Origin of the sequence: Zafaria sp. Z1313 (genome assembly GCF_050563205.1) — a bacterium.
GTDB lineage: Bacteria > Actinomycetota > Actinomycetes > Actinomycetales > Micrococcaceae > JAZDCJ01.
In genome coordinates this window covers 138996-159187 of the sequence record NZ_JBNWUK010000003.1, presented here as the reverse complement: position 1 = coordinate 159187, position 20192 = coordinate 138996, and the positions used below count along the sequence as shown (strand labels likewise).

General features: G+C 72.6%; 19 protein-coding genes. 9 read left to right on the top strand and 10 right to left on the bottom strand.

Features of this window, described 5'->3' with window-relative positions; all coding sequences use genetic code 11:
• Positions 1-21: 21 nt before the first annotated feature.
• Positions 22-474 carry a MarR family winged helix-turn-helix transcriptional regulator gene (locus ACQ3I4_RS05515; protein WP_430633066.1) on the bottom strand — a complete coding sequence of 151 codons (453 nt, stop codon included), beginning with the start codon at positions 472-474 and terminating at the stop codon, positions 22-24.
• Positions 475-629: 155 nt separating this feature from the next.
• Between ACQ3I4_RS05515 and ACQ3I4_RS05510 the strand changes: the two genes are divergently transcribed.
• Positions 630-875, top strand: coding sequence for a hypothetical protein (locus tag ACQ3I4_RS05510; RefSeq protein WP_430633024.1), 246 nt, complete (start codon positions 630-632; stop codon positions 873-875).
• 30 nt (positions 876-905) lie between these two features.
• Here ACQ3I4_RS05510 and ACQ3I4_RS05505 read toward each other — a convergent pair whose 3' ends face one another.
• Positions 906-2510: an ATP-binding cassette domain-containing protein gene (locus ACQ3I4_RS05505; RefSeq protein ID WP_430633023.1), complete on the bottom strand. Its 1605-nt coding sequence runs from the start codon at positions 2508-2510 to the stop codon at positions 906-908.
• A 127-nt stretch (positions 2511-2637) separates the two neighbouring features.
• Here ACQ3I4_RS05505 and ACQ3I4_RS05500 point away from each other — a divergent pair, with 127 nt between their 5' ends.
• The 4 genes from ACQ3I4_RS05500 to ACQ3I4_RS05485 are packed head-to-tail and all read left to right on the top strand — an operon-like array spanning position 2638 to position 7900.
• On the top strand, positions 2638-2823 hold the full coding sequence (locus ACQ3I4_RS05500; protein WP_430633022.1) for a hypothetical protein: 186 nt from the start codon (positions 2638-2640) through the stop codon (positions 2821-2823).
• Positions 2824-2832: 9 nt separating this feature from the next.
• A complete protein-coding gene (locus ACQ3I4_RS05495) occupies positions 2833-4053 on the top strand; it encodes a pyridoxal phosphate-dependent decarboxylase family protein (RefSeq protein WP_430633021.1) in 1221 nt (406 codons plus the stop codon).
• Complete coding sequence (locus ACQ3I4_RS05490; protein ID WP_430633020.1) at positions 4050-5387, top strand: lysine N(6)-hydroxylase/L-ornithine N(5)-oxygenase family protein; 1338 nt, start codon at positions 4050-4052, stop codon at positions 5385-5387. Before ACQ3I4_RS05495 ends, ACQ3I4_RS05490 begins: the two co-directional genes overlap by 4 nt.
• Entirely contained in the window at positions 5384-7900 is a 2517-nt protein-coding gene (locus ACQ3I4_RS05485) for a GNAT family N-acetyltransferase (protein WP_430633019.1), read from the top strand. Before ACQ3I4_RS05490 ends, ACQ3I4_RS05485 begins: the two co-directional genes overlap by 4 nt.
• A gap of 11 nt (positions 7901-7911) precedes the next feature.
• Here ACQ3I4_RS05485 and ACQ3I4_RS05480 read toward each other — a convergent pair whose 3' ends face one another.
• The 6 genes from ACQ3I4_RS05480 to ACQ3I4_RS05455 are packed head-to-tail and all read right to left on the bottom strand — an operon-like array spanning position 7912 to position 13333.
• Entirely contained in the window at positions 7912-8982 is a 1071-nt protein-coding gene (locus tag ACQ3I4_RS05480; protein ID WP_329861608.1) for a hypothetical protein, read from the bottom strand.
• Between the two features lie 50 nt (positions 8983-9032).
• A complete protein-coding gene (locus ACQ3I4_RS05475) occupies positions 9033-9620 on the bottom strand; it encodes a GNAT family N-acetyltransferase (protein ID WP_329861609.1) in 588 nt (195 codons plus the stop codon).
• 9 nt (positions 9621-9629) lie between these two features.
• Positions 9630-10352, bottom strand: a complete 723-nt coding sequence (locus tag ACQ3I4_RS05470; RefSeq protein ID WP_329861610.1) for a tyrosine-protein phosphatase — start codon at positions 10350-10352, stop codon at positions 9630-9632.
• Between the two features lie 51 nt (positions 10353-10403).
• Positions 10404-11273: a 3-hydroxyacyl-CoA dehydrogenase family protein gene (locus ACQ3I4_RS05465; protein WP_329861611.1), complete on the bottom strand. Its 870-nt coding sequence runs from the start codon at positions 11271-11273 to the stop codon at positions 10404-10406.
• 2 nt (positions 11274-11275) lie between these two features.
• On the bottom strand, positions 11276-12112 hold the full coding sequence (locus ACQ3I4_RS05460) for an enoyl-CoA hydratase/isomerase family protein (RefSeq protein ID WP_329861612.1): 837 nt from the start codon (positions 12110-12112) through the stop codon (positions 11276-11278).
• Positions 12113-13333, bottom strand: a complete 1221-nt coding sequence (locus tag ACQ3I4_RS05455) for an acetyl-CoA C-acyltransferase (RefSeq protein WP_329861613.1) — start codon at positions 13331-13333, stop codon at positions 12113-12115. It abuts the gene before it with no gap.
• 318 nt (positions 13334-13651) lie between these two features.
• Here ACQ3I4_RS05455 and ACQ3I4_RS05450 point away from each other — a divergent pair, with 318 nt between their 5' ends.
• Positions 13652-15085 (top strand): MFS transporter, encoded by a 1434-nt coding sequence (locus ACQ3I4_RS05450; protein ID WP_329861614.1) that lies wholly within the window; start codon positions 13652-13654, stop codon positions 15083-15085.
• A gap of 86 nt (positions 15086-15171) precedes the next feature.
• On the opposite strand, the gene ACQ3I4_RS05445 is transcribed toward ACQ3I4_RS05450, so the two are convergent.
• Positions 15172-16650, bottom strand: a complete 1479-nt coding sequence (locus ACQ3I4_RS05445; protein ID WP_329861615.1) for an amino acid permease — start codon at positions 16648-16650, stop codon at positions 15172-15174.
• Positions 16651-16834: 184 nt separating this feature from the next.
• Here ACQ3I4_RS05445 and ACQ3I4_RS05440 point away from each other — a divergent pair, with 184 nt between their 5' ends.
• Positions 16835-17278 carry a VOC family protein gene (locus ACQ3I4_RS05440; RefSeq protein ID WP_329861616.1) on the top strand — a complete coding sequence of 148 codons (444 nt, stop codon included), beginning with the start codon at positions 16835-16837 and terminating at the stop codon, positions 17276-17278.
• Between the two features lie 16 nt (positions 17279-17294).
• Here the strand turns inward: ACQ3I4_RS05440 and ACQ3I4_RS05435 are convergent, their stop codons facing one another.
• A complete protein-coding gene (locus ACQ3I4_RS05435) occupies positions 17295-18266 on the bottom strand; it encodes a helix-turn-helix transcriptional regulator (RefSeq protein WP_329861617.1) in 972 nt (323 codons plus the stop codon).
• A 62-nt stretch (positions 18267-18328) separates the two neighbouring features.
• Between ACQ3I4_RS05435 and ACQ3I4_RS05430 the strand changes: the two genes are divergently transcribed.
• Both ACQ3I4_RS05430 and ACQ3I4_RS05425 read left to right on the top strand, forming a co-directional pair.
• The gene (locus ACQ3I4_RS05430; RefSeq protein ID WP_329861619.1) at positions 18329-19402 is read left to right on the top strand and encodes an ATP-binding cassette domain-containing protein; all 1074 of its coding nucleotides are present in this window, start codon (positions 18329-18331) and stop codon (positions 19400-19402) included.
• A complete protein-coding gene (locus ACQ3I4_RS05425; RefSeq protein ID WP_329861621.1) occupies positions 19399-20151 on the top strand; it encodes an ABC transporter permease in 753 nt (250 codons plus the stop codon). Before ACQ3I4_RS05430 ends, ACQ3I4_RS05425 begins: the two co-directional genes overlap by 4 nt.
• Positions 20152-20192: the final 41 nt, after the last annotated feature.

Genomic DNA, 20192 nt, shown 5'->3' with positions numbered 1-20192 from the left:
CGGCCTGCCCGGCGCTCCCGCCTACAGGGTGCGCCGGGCGGCCTCGGCCAAGCGGTTCATGAGCCGATGCAACGAGGCCAGCTCCTCGACGGACATGCCGAGGCGGCGCATCATCTCCACCGGAACGCGCTCGGCGTCGCGGCGCAGCGCGATTCCCGCAACCGTGGGGACCACCGCGAGGGCGCGCCCGTCCTCGGGGCGGCGCTTGCGCTCCACGTATCCGGAGGCCTCCAACCGCTTGAGCAGCGGGGACAACGTTCCCGGATCAAGCTGGAGGCGCTCGCCCAGCTCCCTCAACGTGAGCGGGGACTCCCCCCACAGCGCGAGCATCACCAGGTATTGCGGATGCGTCAGTCCCAGCGGATCCAAAACCGGCCGATAGGCGGCCACGACGTTCCTCGACGCCACGGACAGCGCGAAACACAACTGGCGTTCCAGCGCCAGGTCGTCCACGCGTTCCTCTTCCACCGTCATTCCGCCTCCCGTCGAGCGCACGTTCCCATCGTCCCATCGATTGGCCCTCCGGATGTCGTCGAGCTATTTACTTTGCGCACAAATGATTTGTGTACAATCTATTGTTGGAGGAGCGCCTGATGCGCCCCTCGAGCCGACTCTCCAGCGAGGAACCGATGACCCCCAACCCGGACACCCCCCTGCCCATCGTCACGGACACGACGGGGCTCACCCGCGGCTACCGGGTCCGCTGGCGGCTGCAGTACCTGGGCTTCTCGATCTTCGGACCGGCAGACCAGCGCATCGAGAACAGCCCCAAGGAGCGCCTGAAGCTGGAGCGGGCGCGCAAGGTCCTCCGCACCTACGAAGAGCTCGGGCAGCCGGCGCCGGACGAGGTGGTGGAGACGGCCCGGAGGTTCTAGCCTCCGTGCGGTCGGGACGTCGCCGCCGGGTCACCCCTCCTCCGCGGCGTGCGGCGCGAGCTCCCAGCGCCGCAGCGGCCCGAGCCGTTCCAGGAACGCGTCGTCGTGGCTCACCACCACAAGCGCCCCGGCGTAGGCGCCCAGCGCGGAGACGAGCTGGTCCACGGAGACCGGGTCCAGGTTGTTGCAGGGCTCGTCGAGCAGGAGCAGTTGCGGCGACGGGTCCGCGAGAAGGATCCGGGCCAGGGCCACCCTGAACCGCTCCCCTCCGGAGAGCTGTCCGCACGGCTGCTCCACACGGGCGCCGCGGAAGTGGAAGCGGGCGAGCTGCTCGCGCACGGCCCCGGGCGGCGCACCGGGTGCCGCCGCGCGGACGGTGTCCAGCACGCTCGCCTCGTCGTCGAGCCCCGCCCACTCCGCGCCTGCACCGCGCACGGCCCCACCCACGGCCCCGCCAGCGTCTGGGACGACGGCGTCGATCCGCTGCCGCAGGTACCCGAACGGGACGGCGGCCGCGCCGGCGAGCGCGGCCAGCAGCGTCGTCTTCCCGCTCCCGTTCCGGCCGGTCAGGGCCACCCGCTCCGGTCCGCGCAGCACCAGGCGGGCGCCGGGCGGAAGGGGAGCCCCGTCGTCGTACACCACCGCCGACGGCAGTGGCGTCACGGCGGCGTCGAGGACGGTCCGCCCGACCGGCACCCGGGTTCCCGGCAGCTCGATCCGGATCGCGGCGTCCTCCGGCACCGCGTCGCGAGCCTCCTGCAGCCCGCGCGCGGCGTCCGCCTCGCGGGAGCCCTGGAGGCCGCGCATCTTCCCGGCGCTCTCCTCGGCCCGCTTGCGCAGCTCGTTCGCGAGGATCTTCGGCAGCGACTCGCCGGCCTGGCGGCCCTGCCGGGCCCGCCGGGCGATCTTGGTCTCCGCCTCGATCCGCTGCCGCTTCTCGGCGGCCAGGGCCGCGGCGGCGTCGCGGACGCGGTGTTCCGCGAGGTCCCGCTCAGCCTCCCGGACCGCGAGGTAGTGGTCCCAGTCGCCTCCGTGGTGGACGAGCCGGACGGCGCCGTGCGCGGCCGCCGGGCCGTCCGGGCGGAGCTCGGCGATGGCGTCCACCCGGCGCAGGAGCTCGGCGTCGTGGCTCGAGACCAGCACGGTGCCCTTCCAGCGCTCGATCGCGGCGTAGAGGCGGTGCCGGGCCTCGCGGTCGAGGTTGTTGGTGGGCTCGTCGAGCAGGGTGATGGGCCGCCCGGCGAGCTCGAGTCCGGCGAGCGCGGCGATCATCGCCTCGCCCCCGGAGAGCGTGCCGACGGTGCGGTCCAGGAACTCCGGTCCGGTCGCGGGCAGCCCGTAGGAGGCGAGGGCGGCGACGGCCCGTTCCTCGATGTCCCAGTCGTCGCCGACGGCCTCGAGGTTCGCCTCGAAGCCCTCCTCGCGCCCGGCGAGCACGGCGTGGAGGGCGCGGCGGACGCCCTCGATGCCGGCCAGCGAGGCCACGGTGCGCTCCGTGTCGAGGGTCAGGCGCTGGGGCAGGTACGACGCCGGCGCCTGGGTCCGCGCGCGGCCGGCCGTGGGTGCCAGCTCGCCGGCGACGAGCCGCAGCAGGGTGGTCTTGCCCGTACAGGGCGCCGCAACCCCGGAACGCAAAGCGTGAAGAAGATTACATTATTTGTATTAGGGATGCTGCGCGTGCCTTTAATGTCGGCGTATTAGGCAAGGCTTACTTGATGCGTCAAGAACCTCGCCGTTGCTCCCCATCCCCCAGGAGAGACGCATGTCCATCCACACTCCCACGCCCGACTCCCCGTTGGCGCCCACGCCCGGTGCCCCGCTGGCGCCCACGTCCGGGTCCCTCGCCGACGCCCCGCTCGGCAGCACCGACGCCGCGCTCGCCGAGTCGGCGGACCTGTACCTGCGCGACGCCGTCTACTTCCACCATCCGCGCTACGCGGCGCACTAGAACTGCCCCGTGGCGATCCCCGCCGTGGCGGCGGAGGCCGTGGTCACGTCCCTGAACAGCTCCATGGACACGTGGGACCAGAGCGCCGGCGCCACGCTCATCGAACGCCGGCTCGTGGACTGGGCCGCCGGGCTCGCCGGGCTCGGCGCCGACGCGGACGGGATCTTCACGAGCGGCGGCACGCAGTCCAACGTCCAGGCGCTGCTGATGGCCCGCAACCGGGCCGTCGCGGGCCTGTCCGGACGCCTGCCCGAGCGCCTCGCGGACCTGCGGATCTACGCGTCCGCGGACAGCCACTTCAGCATCCGCCGCGCCGCCTCGATGCTCGGCCTCGGGGACGACGCCGTGACGGCCGTCCCCGTCGACGCGCAGCACCGCATGGACGCCGAGTCCCTCGGCGCCGCCCTCGCCCGCGGCGAGCAGGAGGGGACGCGCGCCCTCGCCGTCGTCGCGACCGCCGGCACCACCGACTTCGGTGCGGTGGACCCGCTGCGCGAGTCCGCGGCCCAGGCCCGGGCCTACGGCGTGTGGTTCCACGTCGACGCCGCCTACGGTTGCGGGCTCCTGGCCTCCGAGCGGCACCGGGGCATGCTCACGGGCATCGAGGCCGCAGACTCCGTAACCCTGGACTTCCACAAGTCCTTCTTCCAGCCGATCGGATCTAGCGCCCTGCTGGTGCGCGACCGGGCCGACTTCGCCCACATCACCCACTACGCCGAGTACCTCAACCCGGCAGCGGAGGCCGGGGCGGCGCCGAACCAGGTCGACAAGTCGCTGCAGACCACCCGCCGCTTCGACGCGTTCAAGCTCTGGGTGACGTTGCGGTCCCTGGGCACGCAGGCCATCGGCACGCTCTTCGATGTCCTGCTCGAGACCGCCTCCGCGGCCGGCGAGCGCGTCCGGTCCGAGGAGCTCCTCGAACTCGCGGCTCCGGTCCAGCTCAGCACGGTCGTCTTCCGCTACGCCCCGCCGGGGCTCGGCGAGGAGGCCACGGACCGGCTCAACGACGCCGTCCGCGCCTCGCTCTACGCCTCCGGCGAGGCGATGGTCGCCGCGACCACGGTCGACGGCCGCCGCCACCTCAAGCTCACGCTGCTCAATCCGCGCACCACGGCCGACGACGTCGACGCGATCCTCGACGCCGTGCTCGCCCACGGCGCCCTCCTGGCGCGGGGCGCCGATCCTGCCGCCGCACCCGCTGCCCCTGCCACGGACGGGGGCCGGGCATGAGCGCCGCACGCATCCTCGACGCGGCCGGCATCGGCGCCGGACCGTTCAACCTGGGCTTCGCGGCCCTGGCCGGCTCCGTTCCGGGGCTCGACGTGCAGGTCTTCGAGGCCGCCGAGGGGATCGACTGGCACCCGGGCATGATGCTCGAGGGCACGCACCTGCAGGTCCCCTTCATGGCGGACCTCGTGACGATGGCCGATCCCACCCACCCGCTGTCCTTCCTCGCCTTCCTGAAGGACACGGGCCGCCTCTACCCGTTCTACATCCGCGAGGACTTCTACCCGCTGCGCGCCGAGTACAACCGCTACCTGCGCTGGGCGGCCTCCCGCCTGCCGGCGGTGCGCTTCGGCCACCGGGTCGCCGGCTGCTCCCACGACGGCGCCTCCTACGTCCTCGAGCTCGCCACGGCCGACGGCCCGCGGAGCATCCGGGCCCGGAGCCTGGTCCTCGGCACGGGCACGCAGCCGCACGTCCCGTCCGTGGTCTCCCCCGCGGCGCTCGCCTCCGGCGCCGCGTTCCACACCTCCGAATACCGCGCACGACGCCGGGGCCTGGCGTCCGCGCGCCGGATCGCCGTCGTCGGCTCCGGGCAGAGCGCCGCGGAGGTCTTCGCGGAACTGCTGGCCGGGCTCGGCCCGGGGCAGGAGCTCGCGTGGGTGACGCGCTCGGAGCGCTTCTTCCCGCTCGAGGACACCAAGCTCACCCTCGAGATGACCTCGCCCGAGTACATCGACCACTTCCACGGGCTCCCGCAGGGCACCCGCGACCGCCTCGCCGCCGGCCAGAAGGGCCTCTTCAAGGGGATCAACGCGGAGCTGGTCAACCACATCCACGAGCTGCTCTACCAGCGCAGCGTCGACGGGGCCGCCGGCGTGCGGCTCATGGCCTCCACGGCCCTCGAATCGCTCGAGCCGGGCCCGGGCGGGCTGCGCCTGGCGCTGCGGAACCAGGACGACGGCGGGGCGCACGCCCTGGGCGCGGACGCCGCGGTGCTCGCGACGGGCTACTCCTACCGCGAGCCGGAGTTCCTGGCCGGGATCGGGGAGCGGATCCGGCGGCTGCCGGACGGGCGGCTCGACGTGGACCGCGGCTACTCGGCCGGCGTCCACGGGGACGTCCTGGTGCAGAACGCCGAGCTGCACACGCACGGCTTCACCGCCCCGGACCTCGGCATGGGCGCCTACCGCAACTCCGTGATCCTCAACCGCCTCTCCGGGCGGGAGCACTTCGCGGTGGAGCGCCGGATCGCCTTCCAGGAGTTCGGCACGCCGGTCGACGCCGCGCCCGACCCCCTTGAATCCCTCGACTTCGACCTCCAGGAGGCCACCCGATGACCAGCAGCACGCTCGAGCACGCCGCGCCGGACACCCCGGGCCCCGCCGTCGATCCGGTGACGGCGGCCGGATCCGCACCGTCCCCCCACGCCACGCCGCCCGCGGCCGGCGCCTTCCGAGCCGTCGACCCCGACGCCGACGCGGCCCTGCTGCACGCGTGGATCGCCACGGAGCACGCCCGCTTCTGGGGCATGCCCCAGGCGTCCGTGGACGAGGTCCGCGCGGAGTACCGGCGGATCGACGCCGACCCCCACCACCACGCCCTGATCGGGCGCCTGGACGGGGCCGACGCCTTCCTCCTGGAGCGCTACCGCCCGGAACGCTCTCCCCTCGCCGGCCGCTACGCATGGCGCGACGGCGACGCGGGACTGCATCTCCTGCTCCCCGCCCCCGGCGACGCGCCGGTCGCCGGCTTCAGCGAACGGGCCATGAGGGCCTCCCTCGAGCACGTGTTCGCGGACCCGGGCGTGCTGCGCGTCGTCGTCGAGCCCGACGCCCGGAACACCGCCGTGCAGGCGCTCAACGCCCGCCTCGGCTTCCGGCCCCTCGAGCGGATCGAGCTCCCGGCCGCCGACGGGCAGCCGGCCAAGCGCGCCCTGCTCTCGCTGTGCACGCGGGACGGCTTCGCCGCCGCGACGCGCGGACCGTCCACCCTCGCCGCCCACCTCGACCCGCAGCGCTGGGCCGCCGCCAACCGCCACGTCGTCGCCAAGGCCATCGCCGAGTTCAGCCACGAACGCCTCCTTGAACCGGTCCCCGCGGACGCCTCCCCCGCGACCGCCGCGCCCACGGCTCCCGGCACCCCGGGCCCCGGCGGCACCCGGAGGGCTGCCCCGGCGTCGGAATGGGTCCTGGAGTCCGGCCCGCACCGCTACCGCTTCGCCGCCACGCGGCACGCCCTGGACCATTGGCGCGTCGACCCCGCGAGCCTGGTGCACGAGGACGGCGCCGGGCCGGCGGACGTCGACGCGCAGGAGTTCGTGGTGCGGTTCCAGTCGGCGCTCGGGATCGCGGACGAGCAGCTGCCCACCTACCTCGAAGAGATCGGCAGCACGTTGTCCAGCCACTGCTACAAGCAGCTGCACTCCACGGCCACGGCCGCGGAGCTCGCGGCCGGGTCCGGGGATCCCGTCGCCGACTTCCAGCGGATCGAGGCCGCGATGACGGAGGGGCACCCCTGCTTCGTGGCCAACAACGGCCGGATCGGGCTCGGCGCCGACGACTACCTGGACTACGCGCCCGAGGCCGGCGCCGCCGTCGTGCTGGACTGGCTCGCGATCCACCCCTCCCGCGGCCGCTACACCGCCGTGGCCGGGCTGGACCACCGGGCCCTGCTCGCCGAGGAGCTCGGGCGGGACACGCTCGCGGCGTTCGACGCCGTCCTGCGCCGCGCGCTCGCCGGGACGGGGCACGACGCGTCCAATTATCTCTACCTCCCCGTGCACCCGTGGCAGTGGCGGAACAAGCTCGCGGTGGCGTTCGCGAACGACGTCGCCCGCCGCCACCTCGTGCATCTGGGATCCGGGAGGGACCTCTACCAGCCGCAGCAGTCCATCCGCACGTTCTTCAACCGCTCCGCGCCCGGGAAGCGCTACGTCAAGACGGCCCTGTCCGTGCTGAACATGGGCTTTATGCGCGGCCTCTCCGCGCAGTACATGGAGGCCACCCCGGCCATCAACGCATGGCTGCAGGGGATCGTGGACGCGGATACCGAGCTGGCGGAGCGCGGCGTGGAACTGCTCCAGGAGGTCGCGGCGGTCGGCTACGAGAACCCGCTGTTCCAGGCGGCGACGACGAGCGGCTCGCCCTACCGCAAGATGCTCGCGGCCCTGTGGCGCGAGTCCCCTGCCGACCGGTTGGGCCCGGACGAGTCGCCGGCCACGATGGCCTCGCTCCTCCACGTGGACCACGAGGGCCGGTCCCTCGCCGCGGCGCTCGTCCGGCGCTCGGGGCTCGAGCCGGCCGAGTGGATCGCCCGCTACCTCGACGCCTACCTCGTCCCGCTCGTGCACTGCCTCATCGCGTACGACCTGGCGTTCATGCCGCACGGCGAGAACGTCATCCTGGTGCTGCGGGACGGGGTCCCCGTGCGCGTGCTGCACAAGGACCTCGCCGAGGAAGTCGCCGTGCTCGGGGACCGGATGCCCCTTCCGGAGGCGGTTGAGCGGATCCGCGTCGACGCGCCCGACGAGGAACGCCCCATGACGATCTTCACCGATGTCCTCGACTGCTTCCTGCGCTTCCTCGCCCCACTGCTCGCGGCCGAGGGGCTCCTGGACGAGGAGGAGTTCTGGGGCGTCGCGCGGGGGCGCCTGCTGGCCTACCGCGACCGGCACCCGGAGCTGGCCGCGGAGTTCGACGCGCTCGGGCTGTTCGCCCCGGAGTTCCGCTTGTCCTGCCTGAACCGCCTGCAGCTGCGCAACAACCAGCAGATGCTCGACCTGGCGGACACGGTCGGCGGCCTCGTCTACGCGGGGACGCTGCGCAACCCGCTGGCCCCGCCCGTGCAGTAGCGGAGCGGGCCTCAGCCGGCCGGTTCCCCGGCAGCCCGGCCGGAGGCCCCGCCGGCGAGCGCGGCCAGGAGCGTGGCCTCGTCCTGCGGGGCGAGTCCCGCTCCGGCCGCCGCGGGCACCACGGCCCCGGCCGCGGCGTCGTCCTCCAGGATGTCCGCGAACGTCTCGGCGAGCGGGCGCCGAACCAGGCCCCAGCGCAGGGCGCGGGCGTCGTCGCGGCGCGCGAAGCCCGCGTACTCCGGGGTGGGCAGCAGCACGAGCGGGAGGGAGCGCGGGCCCGCCCACGCGTCGACGCCGTCCCGCTCCATCCGCTCCACCGGGTAGCCCGCGGTGGGGCCCGCGTAGCCGGCGGCGCTCGCGGCACTGGCGAGGACGTCGCCGAGCGGCATGGCCGCGCCGACCGCGTTCACCGGGCCTCCGCGCCCCGCCAGGCCGGCCTCGAGGATGAAGGCCGCGAGGTCTCGCACGTCGACGATCTGCACGGAGCCGGGGGCGGCGGAATCGTCCGGCACCAAGACCGGACCCGCCGTGCCGTCCTTCTCGGCGGCGGCATCGCGGGCCGCGGCGAAGCGGCGGGGCCAGTACGTGCTCCGTCCGGACGGGTCCCCCGGGCCGCCGATGAGGCCCGCGCGGACCAGCAGGGCGGCGTTGCCGCGGCTCGCCACGGTCAGCCACTCGCATCCCGCCTTCGCCTCTCCGTAGAGCGCGTCCGCGTACTCCTCGGTCGAGGCGAGGGCCGGCAGCAGCGGCGCGTTCTCGTCGGCGCCCGGAACGGACTGCTGCGCGTAGACGGAGCAGGAGGAGACGAAGGCCCAGTGCGCGGCGTCGGGCGAGAGCGCCTCGACCGCGGAGCGCGCGTAGGCGGGGAAGCGCGTCAACTCGACCACCAGGTCCCACGGCCGGCCGGCCACCGCGGCGTAGGCGCCGGAGGTGTCGCGGTCGGCGCGCACCGCCTCGGTCCCGGGCTCGAAGGCGTCGGAACCGCGGGCCAGGCAGGCCACGGCGTGGCCCTGCCGGAGGGCGGTGCGTACGAGGGTGCGTCCGAGCCAGCGCGTGCCGCCGAGGATGAGGATCTGGGCCATGCCGTCCAGCCAACTCCCCCGGGCGGCCATCTGGCAAGTGCGCCCCTCCGTCAGCGGCGCTCGAGGCGGTGGAGCAGCCCGGACCGGACCTGCTCCCACTCACCCGCGGTGACCGAGTAAACGCACGTGTCCCGCAGGGAGCCGTCCGCCATGCGCGTGTGCGCCCGGAGGACGCCGTCGAGCTTGGCGCCGAGCCGTTCGATCGCGGCGCGGGACTGGTGGTTCATCCAGTGCGTCCGGAATTCGACGGCGGGGCAGCCGAGGACCTCGAAGGCGTACGTGAGCAGCAGCAGCTTCGATTCGGCGTTGGTGCCCGTGCCGTGGGCGGAGGCGCGGTTCCAGGTGGAGCCGATCTCCACGCGCGGGAGTCCGCGGTCGATGTTCATGAACGTCGTCATGCCGAGCACCCCGCCGTCGGGCCGGCGGGCGGTGAAGGGCAGCATCGTGCCTTCCCGGTACAGGCCCAGGCGCCGCTCGATCTCGGCGGCCATGCCCTCCGGCGTCGGAACGGAGGTGTACCACAGGCGCCAGAGACCGCCGTCGCGCGCCGCGTCCACGAGGCCGTCGTGGTGGGCGTGGGAGAGCGGCTCGAGGACCACGAGCTCGCCGGACAGGGTGGGGATGGTCCAGTCGGTCATGCCCTCAGGCTACGACGCGGGCGGTCCGATGCCGGCCTTGGCGCGCACGGAGGCCAACTCGCGCTCCGTGAGTCCGTGCTGCCGGAGGTAGTCCTCGACGGCGAGCGCGTCGGCGAACTCCTCCAACACCTCCAGGCGCGGGACGAGCGCCTCGCGGAACTCGTCGTCGTCGAGGTGGCGCTCGTAGGGGTGCTTGACCGGGCTGATCCTGTGCCATTCGTTGATCCCGCGGGCGCCCGCCCGGTACTGCGGGACCACGAGGTCGCGGCGGCCGGCGAGGATCAAGAGCAGGGTCACGATCAGGCCCGTGCGGTCGCGCCCGGCCGAGCAGTGCAGCACGACGCCGCCCTCGGCCGCACCGAGGGCGCGGAAGACCTCCGCGATCTTGTCCGGGAAGTACTCGAGGTTCGCCGGGTAGTAGCGCGGGTGGCTCAGGTAGGGCCCGACGGCTTCCATAAAGCCCTCATGCGACTGGTCCTCCGTGGGCCGGTTGAGCACCTCGATGCCTTCCCAGGCCTCCGGGCCCACGACCGGATCACTGGGACGGCGCGTGCGCTCGGCCGGATGACGCAGGTCGATCACCGTGCGGATGCCGTCCCGGTGGGCCTGGCGCCAGCCCCGCCCGGTCAGCCACTCGCTGCGGCCCATGCGGTAGACGTCGCCGATCACGTGGCGTGCGTTGACGGCGCCCTCCCAGCGCATCTCCCGCCCCTCTCCGCGCGACTCCTCCATGGGAAACACCCTGCCACACCCCGACACCGCGCGGGCGGGTCGCGGGCCGGATCAGCTCCAGTCGAAGAAGCCCCGGCCGCTCTTGCGGCCGAGCTCGCCGCGGGCGACCTTGTCCTTGAGGATCTGCGGCGGCGCGAAGCGCTCCCCCAGCGTCGAGTGAAGGTACTCGGCGATGCCCAGGCGCACGTCCAGCCCCACGATGTCCGTGGTCCGCAGCGGCCCGGTGGGGTGCTTGTAGCCGAGGACCATCGCGTTGTCGATGTCCTCCGCGGACGCCACGCCCTCCTCGACCATCCGCATCGCCTCCAGGGCGATCGCGACGCCGAGCCGCGAAGACGCGAAGCCGGGGGCGTCATTGACCACCACGGCCGTCTTGCCCAACGCCCGCACCCAGCCCCTGGCCGCGTCCACGAGCTCCGGGCGGGTCCGCTTCCCGATGACGACCTCGATCAGCGTCGAGGCCGGGACCGGGTTGAAGAAATGCAGGCCCAGGAAGCCCCCGGGCCTCTCGAGCTCCTGGGCGAGCCCGGACACCGAAAGCGAGGACGTGTTCGAGGCCAGGACCGCGTCCGCATCCAGGTGCTCCTCGACCGCACGCAGCGAGGACACCTTCAGCTCCCACAGCTCCGGCACGGCCTCCACGACCAGGCCCCGGCCCGCGAAGTCCGCGTAGTCGACGGAGACCGTCAGCCGCGAGGCCATCTCGTCCAGGTTCCCGTCGACCGCGCCGCGCTCGATCGACGTCGCCGCCGAGGACTCCACGCGCTCGCGGGCCGCCTGCGCCGAGGCCTCGTCCCGCTCCACGACGACGACGTCGGCCCCGTTGACGAGGAACGCGTGCGCGATCCCGGCCCCCATGCGTCCGCCGCCGAGCACCCCGACCCTCGCCGGAAGCGCGTCCGGACGTTCGATGTTGCCCATGCCTAGTTCTCCTTCTTCGTCTGGCCGCTGCTCTTCTTGTCCAGGAACGCCTGCATGCGCTCGAACTTCGCCTCCGACTCGAACAGCATCCCCTGCGCGAGCGTGTCGATCACCGGGTGCGCCTCCCGCGGCGCGTGGAACACCGTCTTGGTGATCCGCACCGCGAGCGGGTCCTGGCGTCCGATCCGGTCCGCGAGCGCGTGCGCGGCCCCCAGCAGCTCGGGCCCCTCCACGAGCTCGGTCACGAGCCCCGCGGCCAGGCACTCCGCCCCGTCGAGGATCCTCCCGGCCAACAGGATCTCCTTCGCCAGCGGCTCGCCCACGAGCTCCTTGAGCCGCCACACCGCCCCGGCCGCGGCCATGATGCCCAGGCCCGTCTCCGGCTGGCCCATCCGCAGCGCGGGCGTACCGATCCGGAAGTCGGCCGCGAGCGCGAGCTCCGCGCCTCCGCCTAGGGCATAGCCGTCCAGCGCCGCGATCACGGGCATCGGCAGCCGCGCGATCCGGTTGAACACGGTCGAGTTGATCCCGGCCAGCGCGTCGTCGCGGCGCCGCTCACGCAACTGCGCGATGTCGGCGCCCGAGGCGAAGATCCCCTTCGCCCCGGTCTCCGGATCCGACGCCGTCCCGGCCAGGATCAGCACCTTCGGCACCGACTCGAGGTACGCGCACACCGCGTGCAGCTCATCGACCATCGCCCGGTCGATCGCGTTGCGGACCTCGGGCCGGTGCAGCCTCACGAGCAGGCGGTCCCCCACCTCCTCGACCCGCAGCGTCCCGAAGCCCGAGGCGTCCAGCCCGGCCCCGGCGTCGTACGCCGCGTCCTCCGGCGCCCCCACCTAGACCGACTCCACGAGCAGGGCCGAGCCCTGTCCCACGCCGACGCACATCGTCGCCAGTCCGAGGGAGCCGGCGGACGCCTCGCGCTCCAGGCGGCCGAGCAGCGTGATGACGATCCGCGAGCCGGAGGACCCGAGGGGGTGCCCGAGGGAGATCGCCCCGCCGTCGTTGTTCACGGTCCCCGCGTCCAGGCCGAGCTCGCGCATCGAGGCGAGGGACTGGGAGGCGAAGGCCTCGTTGAGCTCGACGGCGGCGAGCTCGCCGACCGTGCGGCCGGCGCGTTCGAGCGCCTTCCGCGACGCGGGCACGGGGCCGATGCCCATGATCTCCTGCGCGACGCCGGCGGAGGCCCCGTCGATGATCCGCGCCCGGGCGCGCAGCCCGTACTTGGCCACCGCGGCCTCGGAGGCCACGATGATGGCCGAGGCGCCGTCGTTCAGGGTCGAGGCGTTGCCCGCGGTGACCACGGAGCCGCCCTTCACGACGGGACGGAGCCCGGCCAGGACCTCGGCCGTGGTCCCGGGGCGCGGCCCCTCGTCGGTGTCGACGACGGTCTCGGCGCCCTTGCGGCCCTTGACCGTCACGGGCACGATCTCCTCGCGGAAGCGCCCCGCCTCGATCGCGGCCAGCGCCCTTTCATGGGAGCGGACCGCGAACGCGTCGCAGTCCTCGCGCGAGGTCCCGAACACGCGGGCGACCTCCTCGGCCGTCTCCGGCATCGAGAACACGGCCTTGCCGTCGCGGGAGAGCTCGCCGGAGAGGAACGCGGGGTTGGGGAAGCGCCAGCCGATCGAGGTGTCGTAGGAGGCCCCGGGCTTGGCGAACGCCGTGGCCGGCTTCTCCATGACCCACGGGGCGCGGGACATCGACTCGACGCCGCCGGCGACCACGATGTCCGCCGCGCCGGCCTTGACCATGTGGGAGGCCATCGTGATGGCGGACATCCCCGAGGCGCAGAGGCGGTTGACGGTGATGCCGGGGACGGTGTCGGGGAATCCGGCGAGCAGCCACGCCATGCGGGCCACGTTGCGGTTCTCCTCGCCGGCGCCGTTGGCGTTGCCGAGGATGACCTCGTCGACGAGGGCCGGGTCGATGCCGGCGCGTTCGACGGCGGCGCGCACGGTGAGGGCGGCGAGGTCGTCCGGGCGCACGCTGCTCAGCGAGCCCCCGTACCGTCCCACCGGGGTGCGGACCCCTCCGACCAGGAAGGCTTCGGCCATGTCACAACTCCTTTGTCCGGACGCCGCGCACGACCCGTCCAGCGGGGTGTGAAGGCACGGCGGCACGATTTACCGACCAATCGTTCACAAATAGATTCCCACCCCGCCGCCACCCCGGTCAACCCGCGGATCCGCTCCCCTCGAAAGCCCCACAGAAAAGGCGATGGTTTTGACGAAACAGTAAAGCCCTCGCTAACCTTGACGGCTGACCGATTCCGGGGCGACGCCCCGGATCGTGGACCGTCACTGCTGCGGGGCCCCACCGGGCCCGGCCAGGCATCCGGTCGACGCACGCTGAACGACCTTGGGAAGGCAGCCATGCCACCGGAAAACAGCAAGCACACCACTCCCGCCGCCCCCGAAGCGCAGGCGGCGGCCGCCATCGACTACAGCGAGGACATCGGGCCGGACACCGGCACCGTCGAGGGCCGCCGCGAGATCCGCAAGGCCACCGCCGCCTCCGCCATGGGCAACGCCACCGAGTGGTTCGACTACGGCGTCTACGCCGTCGCGGTCACGTACATCACCGCGCACTTCTTCCCCGCCGAGGGCGGCACCGCGATGGCGCTCGCGACGTTCGCCATCTCCTTCCTGGTCCGCCCCCTCGGTGGCCTGGTCTGGGGCCCGCTCGGCGACAAGCTCGGCCGCAAGACCATCCTCGCCGCCACCATCCTGCTGATGTCCGGCGCGACGTTCCTGATCGGCGTGCTGCCGACCTTCGAGGCGATCGGCATCTGGGCGCCGATCCTGCTGGTGCTGCTGCGCATGCTGCAGGGCTTCTCCACAGGCGGCGAATACGGCGGGGCGGCGACGTTCATGGCCGAGTACTCCCCCGACCGCAAGCGCGGCTTCTTCGGTTCGTTCCTCGAGTTCGGCACGCTCGGCGGCTTCGCCCTGGGCACGGCCGTGATGCTCGTGCTGCAGGTGGCGCTGAGCGACGAGGCCATGATGGAGTACGGCTGGCGCATCCCGTTCCTGCTGGCCCTGCCGATGGGCCTGATCGGCCTGTACCTGCGCTCCAAGCTCGAGGACACCCCCGTGTTCCAGGAGCTCGAAGAGCGCGGCGAGGTGGAGCAGGGCGGCAGCCTCAAGGCCCTCGTGGCCGAGTACTGGCGTCCCATGCTCGTGATGGCGGGCCTCGTGATCGCCCTGAACGTCGTGAACTACACCCTCATCAGCTACATGCCGACGTACCTCGAGCAGCAGCTCGGGCTCGAGGCGCAGTCCACGCTCGCGGTCATCCTCGTCGGCGAGGTCGCCATGATGGCGGTCATCCCGTTCGCCGGCGGGCTCTCGGACAAGATCGGGCGCAAGCCCATGTGGTACATCTCCCTGATCGGCCTGCTCGTGATGTCGCTGCCGATGTTCTGGCTCATGGGGCAGAGCTTCCTACTCGCCATGCTCGGCTTCGCCGTCCTGGGCCTGCTCTACATCCCGCAGCTCGCCACGATCACGGCGACGTTCCCGGCGATGTTCCCCTCCCACGTGCGCTTCGCCGGCTTCGCGATCACCTACAACCTCGCCACCGCGGTGTTCGGCGGCACTGCGGCGTACGTCAACGAGGCCGCCATCGGCGCAACGGGCAACCTCCTGTTCCCCGCGATGTACATGATGGGCGCCTGCGTGATCGGCCTCGTGGCCGTGAAGTTCATGCCGGAGACGGCCGGCGCCTCGCTCCGCGGCACCGAGATCCCGGACGCCGCCGAGACGGGCATCCTGGCGGACGACGCCGGGGCCGCACCCGTGCGCTAGCGCGGCGGCCCGGGGGCCCTTCCCCAGAAGAGGGACGATGGCGGGCGCCGGGTTCGGGAAACCTGGCCCCCGCCGTCGTCCTGTCCTCAGGCGAAGAAGTCGTTCGCGGGCTTGTTGCCGCGGACCTTCCGCCAGCCGAGCCACAGGGCCGCGGCGATCACGGGGATGCAGGCCACCGTGTACAGGCCCAGGCGGAACACCTCGCCCGTCACCGGATCGGTCATGGAGTCGAAGGCGATGAGCACGGTGATGACGAGGAGGCTGACGAGCCCCGCCCAACCGGTCCACGGCGAGCCCGGCATCGGCAGCGGCGAGACCCTGCCCCGGCGGCGGCGGAGCATGAGTTGGCACGCGAAGATCGAGCCCCACGTGAACAGGACGCCGATCGAGGCCGTGTTCAGGGCCAGGTCGAACGCGTAGGTGCCGCCGAGCCAGATGTTCAGCAGGATCCCGGCCAGGTAGACGCCGCCGACGGCGAGGATCGCCGCGTAGGGCACGTGGCGCTTGTTCATCCGGGCCAGCCACTGCGGGGCGTGGCCGTTGTTGGCCATGGCGCGGAAGATCCGGCCGATCGAGTAGAGGCCGGAGTTGCAGGAGCTCAGCGCGGCCGTGATGACCACGAAGTTCATGATGTCGCCGATCCAGCCCCAGCCGAGCTGCGCGAACACGGTGACGAACGGGCTCTCGCCGGCCTTGTACTGGTCCCACGGCAACAGCATGGCCAACAGCGTCACGGAGCCGACGTAGAACACGACGATCCGGAACACGACGGCGCGGATGGCGCGCGGCACCTCGCGGGCCGGGTCCTCCATCTCGCCCGCCGTGATGCCGACGAGCTCGATCGCGTTGTAGGCGAAGATCACGGCGTTGAGCACCAGGATGCAGACCAGGAAGCCGCGCGGGAACATCCCGCCGTCGGAGGCGAAGAGGTTGGAGACGGAGGCGGTGTGCTCGCCGATCCGCGTGTTCATGGCCACCATGACGGCGCCCGTGCCGAGGAAGAGCACGATCGCGGCGACCTTGAGGAAGGAGGCCCAGAACTCGAACTCGCCGAACGCCTTGGCGCTGAACAGGTTCACGGCCACGAGCAGGGCCAGTGCGCAGACGGCGGAGACCTCGATCGGCACCCCGGGGAAGAAGAAGCGGAAGTAGAGGCCGATCGCGATGAGTTCGGCGATGCCCGTCATGACCCAGTTCAGCACGTACATCCAGCCGGACAGGAAGGCGCCCTTGGGGCCGAAGAGCTCGCCCGCGTAACTGACGAACGAGCCCGAGGACTGCCGGTACATGATCAACTCGCCGAGGGCGCGCATCAGGAAGTAGGCGATGACGCCGGCGATCGCGTAGGAGAAGATCAGCGCCGGACCCGTGGAGGCGAGGCGGCCGCCCGCGCCCATGAACAGGCCGACGCCGATCGCGCCGCCCATCGCGATCATCTGGACGTGGCGGCGCGTCAGGGTCTTCTTGTAGCCCTCCGCGCTGACCGCAGCCTCGGCCGTGGAGGCGTGGTGCGGCCTGGGGTGTGGCGGGGGCGCAGCCTGGGTCGTGTGGTCGGGGTGGGACACACGGACTCCTTCCGGGATCCGGGCACATCGATGTGGCCGGGCGTTTCGAGGGGACGTAACAGTGTAGGACCCCGGTCCGGGGCACTGGTTAATCGGCCTTGTCAGCACACCTTCGCGGCCCTTTACGGGTGGCCCACCGCACCGTAGGGTGGCCAGCGACGATTCCCCGAGCAAGGAGCAGGCCATGGGCTTCCATCTCCAGACCACCGTCGATTCCGCCGATCCACACGCGCAGGCCGAATGGTGGGCCGAGACGCTCGGGTGGAGCGTCGAGCCGACCGAGGAGGCCTTCATCCGGCGGATGATCGAGGAGGGCCACGCGGGCGAGGACGACACCCGGGTCTTCAAGGGGCAGCTCGTCTGGAAGGACGGCGCCGCGATCTGCCCCACGGAACAGCTCGGACAGAAGCCGCGCCAGCGCATCCTGTTCCAGCTGGTCCCGGAGCCGAAGACCGTGAAGAACCGCGTGCACTGGGACATCAACCTCACCGAGGCGGACACGGACAAGGAATCGCTGCGCACGGGCCTCGAGGCGCGCGGGGCCCGCTTCCTCTACGAGGCCCATCAGGGGCCGTTCACCTGGTTCACCATGGCCGACCCGGAGGGCAACGAGTTCTGCTTCGGCTGAATCCTGGCGGCACGCCTCATCCTGCCGGTCCGGAGGTGGCGCGGAGCAGCCGCGCGGCGATCTCGGCCAGCTCGGCGCGGGCCGGCGCGGGGAGCCGGACCTCGTAGTCCACGCCGGCGGGGATCCAGGACAAGCCGAACAGCACGTCCTGGATCGAGGCGCCGCCCATCGGCCAGGACGTCCGCCCGTCCGGCATCTCCTCGGCCCCCTCGGCCCAGGGCCCGAACGCCGCACGCACCTGGTCGAGGCCGAGGTCGATCACGGCACGGCCTTCGAGCGGCTGGGGTCCCGAGAGCGCCGCGGCGGCCACGAACTGGGCGGCGCCGCCGGGCGGCAGGGGCCGGGGATCGAAGCGCGCCCGGGTGTGGAAGAGCCCGTCGAGCCGGTCGACGCGGAAGGTCCTCCAGTCGTCGCGTTCGAGGTCCCAGGCCAGGAGGTACCAGCGGCCTTCGGCGGGGACCAGGGTGTAGGGCTCGGCGTGCCGCTTCGATGCCTCGCCGCCGGCGGCGGTGTAGCCGAAGCGGATGCGTTCGTGGTCGCGGCAGGCCAGGGCCAGCTCCCCGACGACGTCGGGCGAGACGGGCGGCGCGTCGGGGCCGGCGGGCTGGACGAACTCGGCGAGCGCGCTGACGCGGCGCCGCAAGTGCGCGGGCAGGACCTGTTCCAGCTTGCCGAGGGCCGCGAGGGTCGTGTGGGGGCCGTCGACGAGTCGCTGGGTGGCGGCGACGCGCAGGCCGATCGCCATCGTCACGGCCTCCTCGTCGGTCAGCAGCAGCGGCGGCACGGCCGAACCGGCCTCCAGCCGGTAGCCGCCGTCGGCGCCCGGGACGGATTCGACCCGGTACCCGAGCTCGCGGAGGCGTTCGACGTCGCGGCGCAGCGTCCTCTCCGAGACGCCGAGCCGCACGGCCAGCTCCGGGCCGCCCCAGTGCCGGTGTGTCTGGAGCAGGTTGAGCAGGTTCAGCGTCCGCGCTGTCGTATCGGCCATGGCTACATTCTGCCGGTCATTGCGGACTAAAACTGTCCGCAATGCTCCGTAGCGTGGGTTCCATGAACTCCGACACGATCATCCACAGCCGCGGCCTCGCCAAGCGCTTCACGTCCAAGGGCCAGGACGTGCAGGCGGTGGCGGGACTCGACCTCGACGTCGCCCGCGGCGAGCTGCTGGCCTTCCTGGGCCCGAACGGCGCGGGCAAGTCCACGAGCCTGCGCCTCCTGACCACCCTGCTGCGCCCCTCGGCCGGAACCGCGGCCGTCGCCGGGTGCGACATCCTGGCCGATCCGGCCGGCGTCCGGTCCCGGATCGGCTACGTCGGCCAGGGCACGAGCGGGAGCTTCTCCCAACGCGTCCGGGACGAACTGCTGAGCCAGGGCGCCTTCTACGGCCTGGGACGGCGCGAGGCCGCACGGCGCACCGACGAGCTCATCGAGTCGCTCGAGCTGGGGCCGATCGCCACGCGCACGGTCCAGCAGCTCAGCGGCGGGCAGAAGCGCCGCCTCGACATCGCGCTGGGACTGGTCCACGCTCCCGAGCTGCTGTTCCTCGACGAACCGTCCACCGGGCTGGATCCGCAGAGCCGCGCGAACCTCTGGGAGCACATCCTGCAGCTGCGCCGCAGCCACGGGACCACGGTGTTCCTCACAACGCACTACCTCGAGGAGGCCGACCGCTACGCCGAACGCGTCATGGTGATGGACCGCGGCCAGGTCATAGCTGACGACACCGCGGACGCCCTCAAGGCCGGCCTCGCCGGGGATGCCGTGACGATCGGATTCGCCGATCCGGCGCGGGCGCAGGACGCCCGCGCGGCCCTCTCCTCCGCCGTCGGCGCCGAGGCACGGCAGGAGGAGGACGACGCCGGACGCCCCGTCCTCGCGGTCACCGTCCCCGATGGCGCGGGCCGGCTGCCGGACATCGTCCGGGCGCTCGACGCGGCGGGGCTGCCGCCCCGCTCCGCGGCGGCGGTACCGCCGACCCTCGACGACGTCTTCCTGGCCCTCACGGGGCGTTCGCTGCGCGAGGCCGACCTGGCCTCCGAGGACGCCGGGGACGCCGACACCCCCACCACCCACGACACCTCCACCACGCACAGCACTCCGAACGAGAAGGCGGGCCGGCCATGAGCAGCATCGTCAACGACAGCTTCAACGTCCTGGTCCGCGAGCTGCGGCCCGTCCGGCGGGATCCGTTCTCGCTGATCTTCAGCCTCCTGCAGCCGCTGGTCTTCCTGGGCCTGTTCACGCCGCTGCTGATCGGCCAATCCGGGGCCCCGGCGGCGGAGACGCTGCAGTGGTTCGTCCCGGGGATCCTCGTGATGATCGTGCTGTTCGGCACGGGGGCGGTGGGCTCGAACCTGCAGTACGAGATGATGACGGGCGCCCACGAGCGCACGCTCGTCGCCCCGATCGCCCGCTCCTCACTCCTCGTCGGCCGCGCCCTGAAGGAAGTGGTGCCGATCGCCGTGCAGGCCCTCGTGATCGTGGCGATCGCCTTCCCGTTCGGCTTCCGGGCCCATCCGTTGGGCCTCGCGGCCGGGCTCGTGCTGCTCGCGGTCTTCGGGATCGGCCTGGGATCGCTCAGCTACTCCCTGGCGCTCGCGACCCGCGAGCACGAGTGGCTGTTCTGGGGCGTACAGCAGATGCTGATCTTCCCGCTGCTGATCCTCTCCGGGATGCTGCTCCCGCTCGAGGACGGCCCCGGCTGGATGCGGGCCGTGGCCGCCGTGAACCCGCTCAGCCACCTCGTCACGGCCGAGCGCGCCCTGCTCGGTGGCGAGCTCGGCGCGCCCGTCGTGTGGTGGGGACTGCTCGCGGCCGTCGCCGTCGCCGCCGTCGGACTCGTCGTCGGGATCCGTTCCATGCGCCGCAGCTGACGTGCCGCACCCGCCCCGTCCGGACCGCGGCCGCGGTCTAG

What these genes read in the sequence shown, in the direction of transcription:
- ACQ3I4_RS05515 (WP_430633066.1), bottom strand. Translation starts at nt 474, where the DNA reads ATGACGGTGGAAGAGGAACGCGTGGACGACCTGGCGCTGGAACGCCAG.
- ACQ3I4_RS05510 (WP_430633024.1), top strand. Translation starts at nt 630, where the DNA reads ATGACCCCCAACCCGGACACCCCCCTGCCCATCGTCACGGACACGACG.
- ACQ3I4_RS05500 (WP_430633022.1), top strand. Translation starts at nt 2,638, where the DNA reads ATGTCCATCCACACTCCCACGCCCGACTCCCCGTTGGCGCCCACGCCC.
- ACQ3I4_RS05490 (WP_430633020.1), top strand. Translation starts at nt 4,050, where the DNA reads ATGAGCGCCGCACGCATCCTCGACGCGGCCGGCATCGGCGCCGGACCG.
- ACQ3I4_RS05485 (WP_430633019.1), top strand. Translation starts at nt 5,384, where the DNA reads ATGACCAGCAGCACGCTCGAGCACGCCGCGCCGGACACCCCGGGCCCC.
- ACQ3I4_RS05480 (WP_329861608.1), bottom strand. Translation starts at nt 8,982, where the DNA reads ATGGCCCAGATCCTCATCCTCGGCGGCACGCGCTGGCTCGGACGCACC.
- ACQ3I4_RS05475 (WP_329861609.1), bottom strand. Translation starts at nt 9,620, where the DNA reads ATGACCGACTGGACCATCCCCACCCTGTCCGGCGAGCTCGTGGTCCTC.
- ACQ3I4_RS05470 (WP_329861610.1), bottom strand. Translation starts at nt 10,352, where the DNA reads ATGGAGGAGTCGCGCGGAGAGGGGCGGGAGATGCGCTGGGAGGGCGCC.
- ACQ3I4_RS05465 (WP_329861611.1), bottom strand. Translation starts at nt 11,273, where the DNA reads ATGGGCAACATCGAACGTCCGGACGCGCTTCCGGCGAGGGTCGGGGTG.
- ACQ3I4_RS05455 (WP_329861613.1), bottom strand. Translation starts at nt 13,333, where the DNA reads ATGGCCGAAGCCTTCCTGGTCGGAGGGGTCCGCACCCCGGTGGGACGG.
- ACQ3I4_RS05450 (WP_329861614.1), top strand. Translation starts at nt 13,652, where the DNA reads ATGCCACCGGAAAACAGCAAGCACACCACTCCCGCCGCCCCCGAAGCG.
- ACQ3I4_RS05440 (WP_329861616.1), top strand. Translation starts at nt 16,835, where the DNA reads ATGGGCTTCCATCTCCAGACCACCGTCGATTCCGCCGATCCACACGCG.
- ACQ3I4_RS05435 (WP_329861617.1), bottom strand. Translation starts at nt 18,266, where the DNA reads ATGGCCGATACGACAGCGCGGACGCTGAACCTGCTCAACCTGCTCCAG.
- ACQ3I4_RS05430 (WP_329861619.1), top strand. Translation starts at nt 18,329, where the DNA reads ATGAACTCCGACACGATCATCCACAGCCGCGGCCTCGCCAAGCGCTTC.
- ACQ3I4_RS05425 (WP_329861621.1), top strand. Translation starts at nt 19,399, where the DNA reads ATGAGCAGCATCGTCAACGACAGCTTCAACGTCCTGGTCCGCGAGCTG.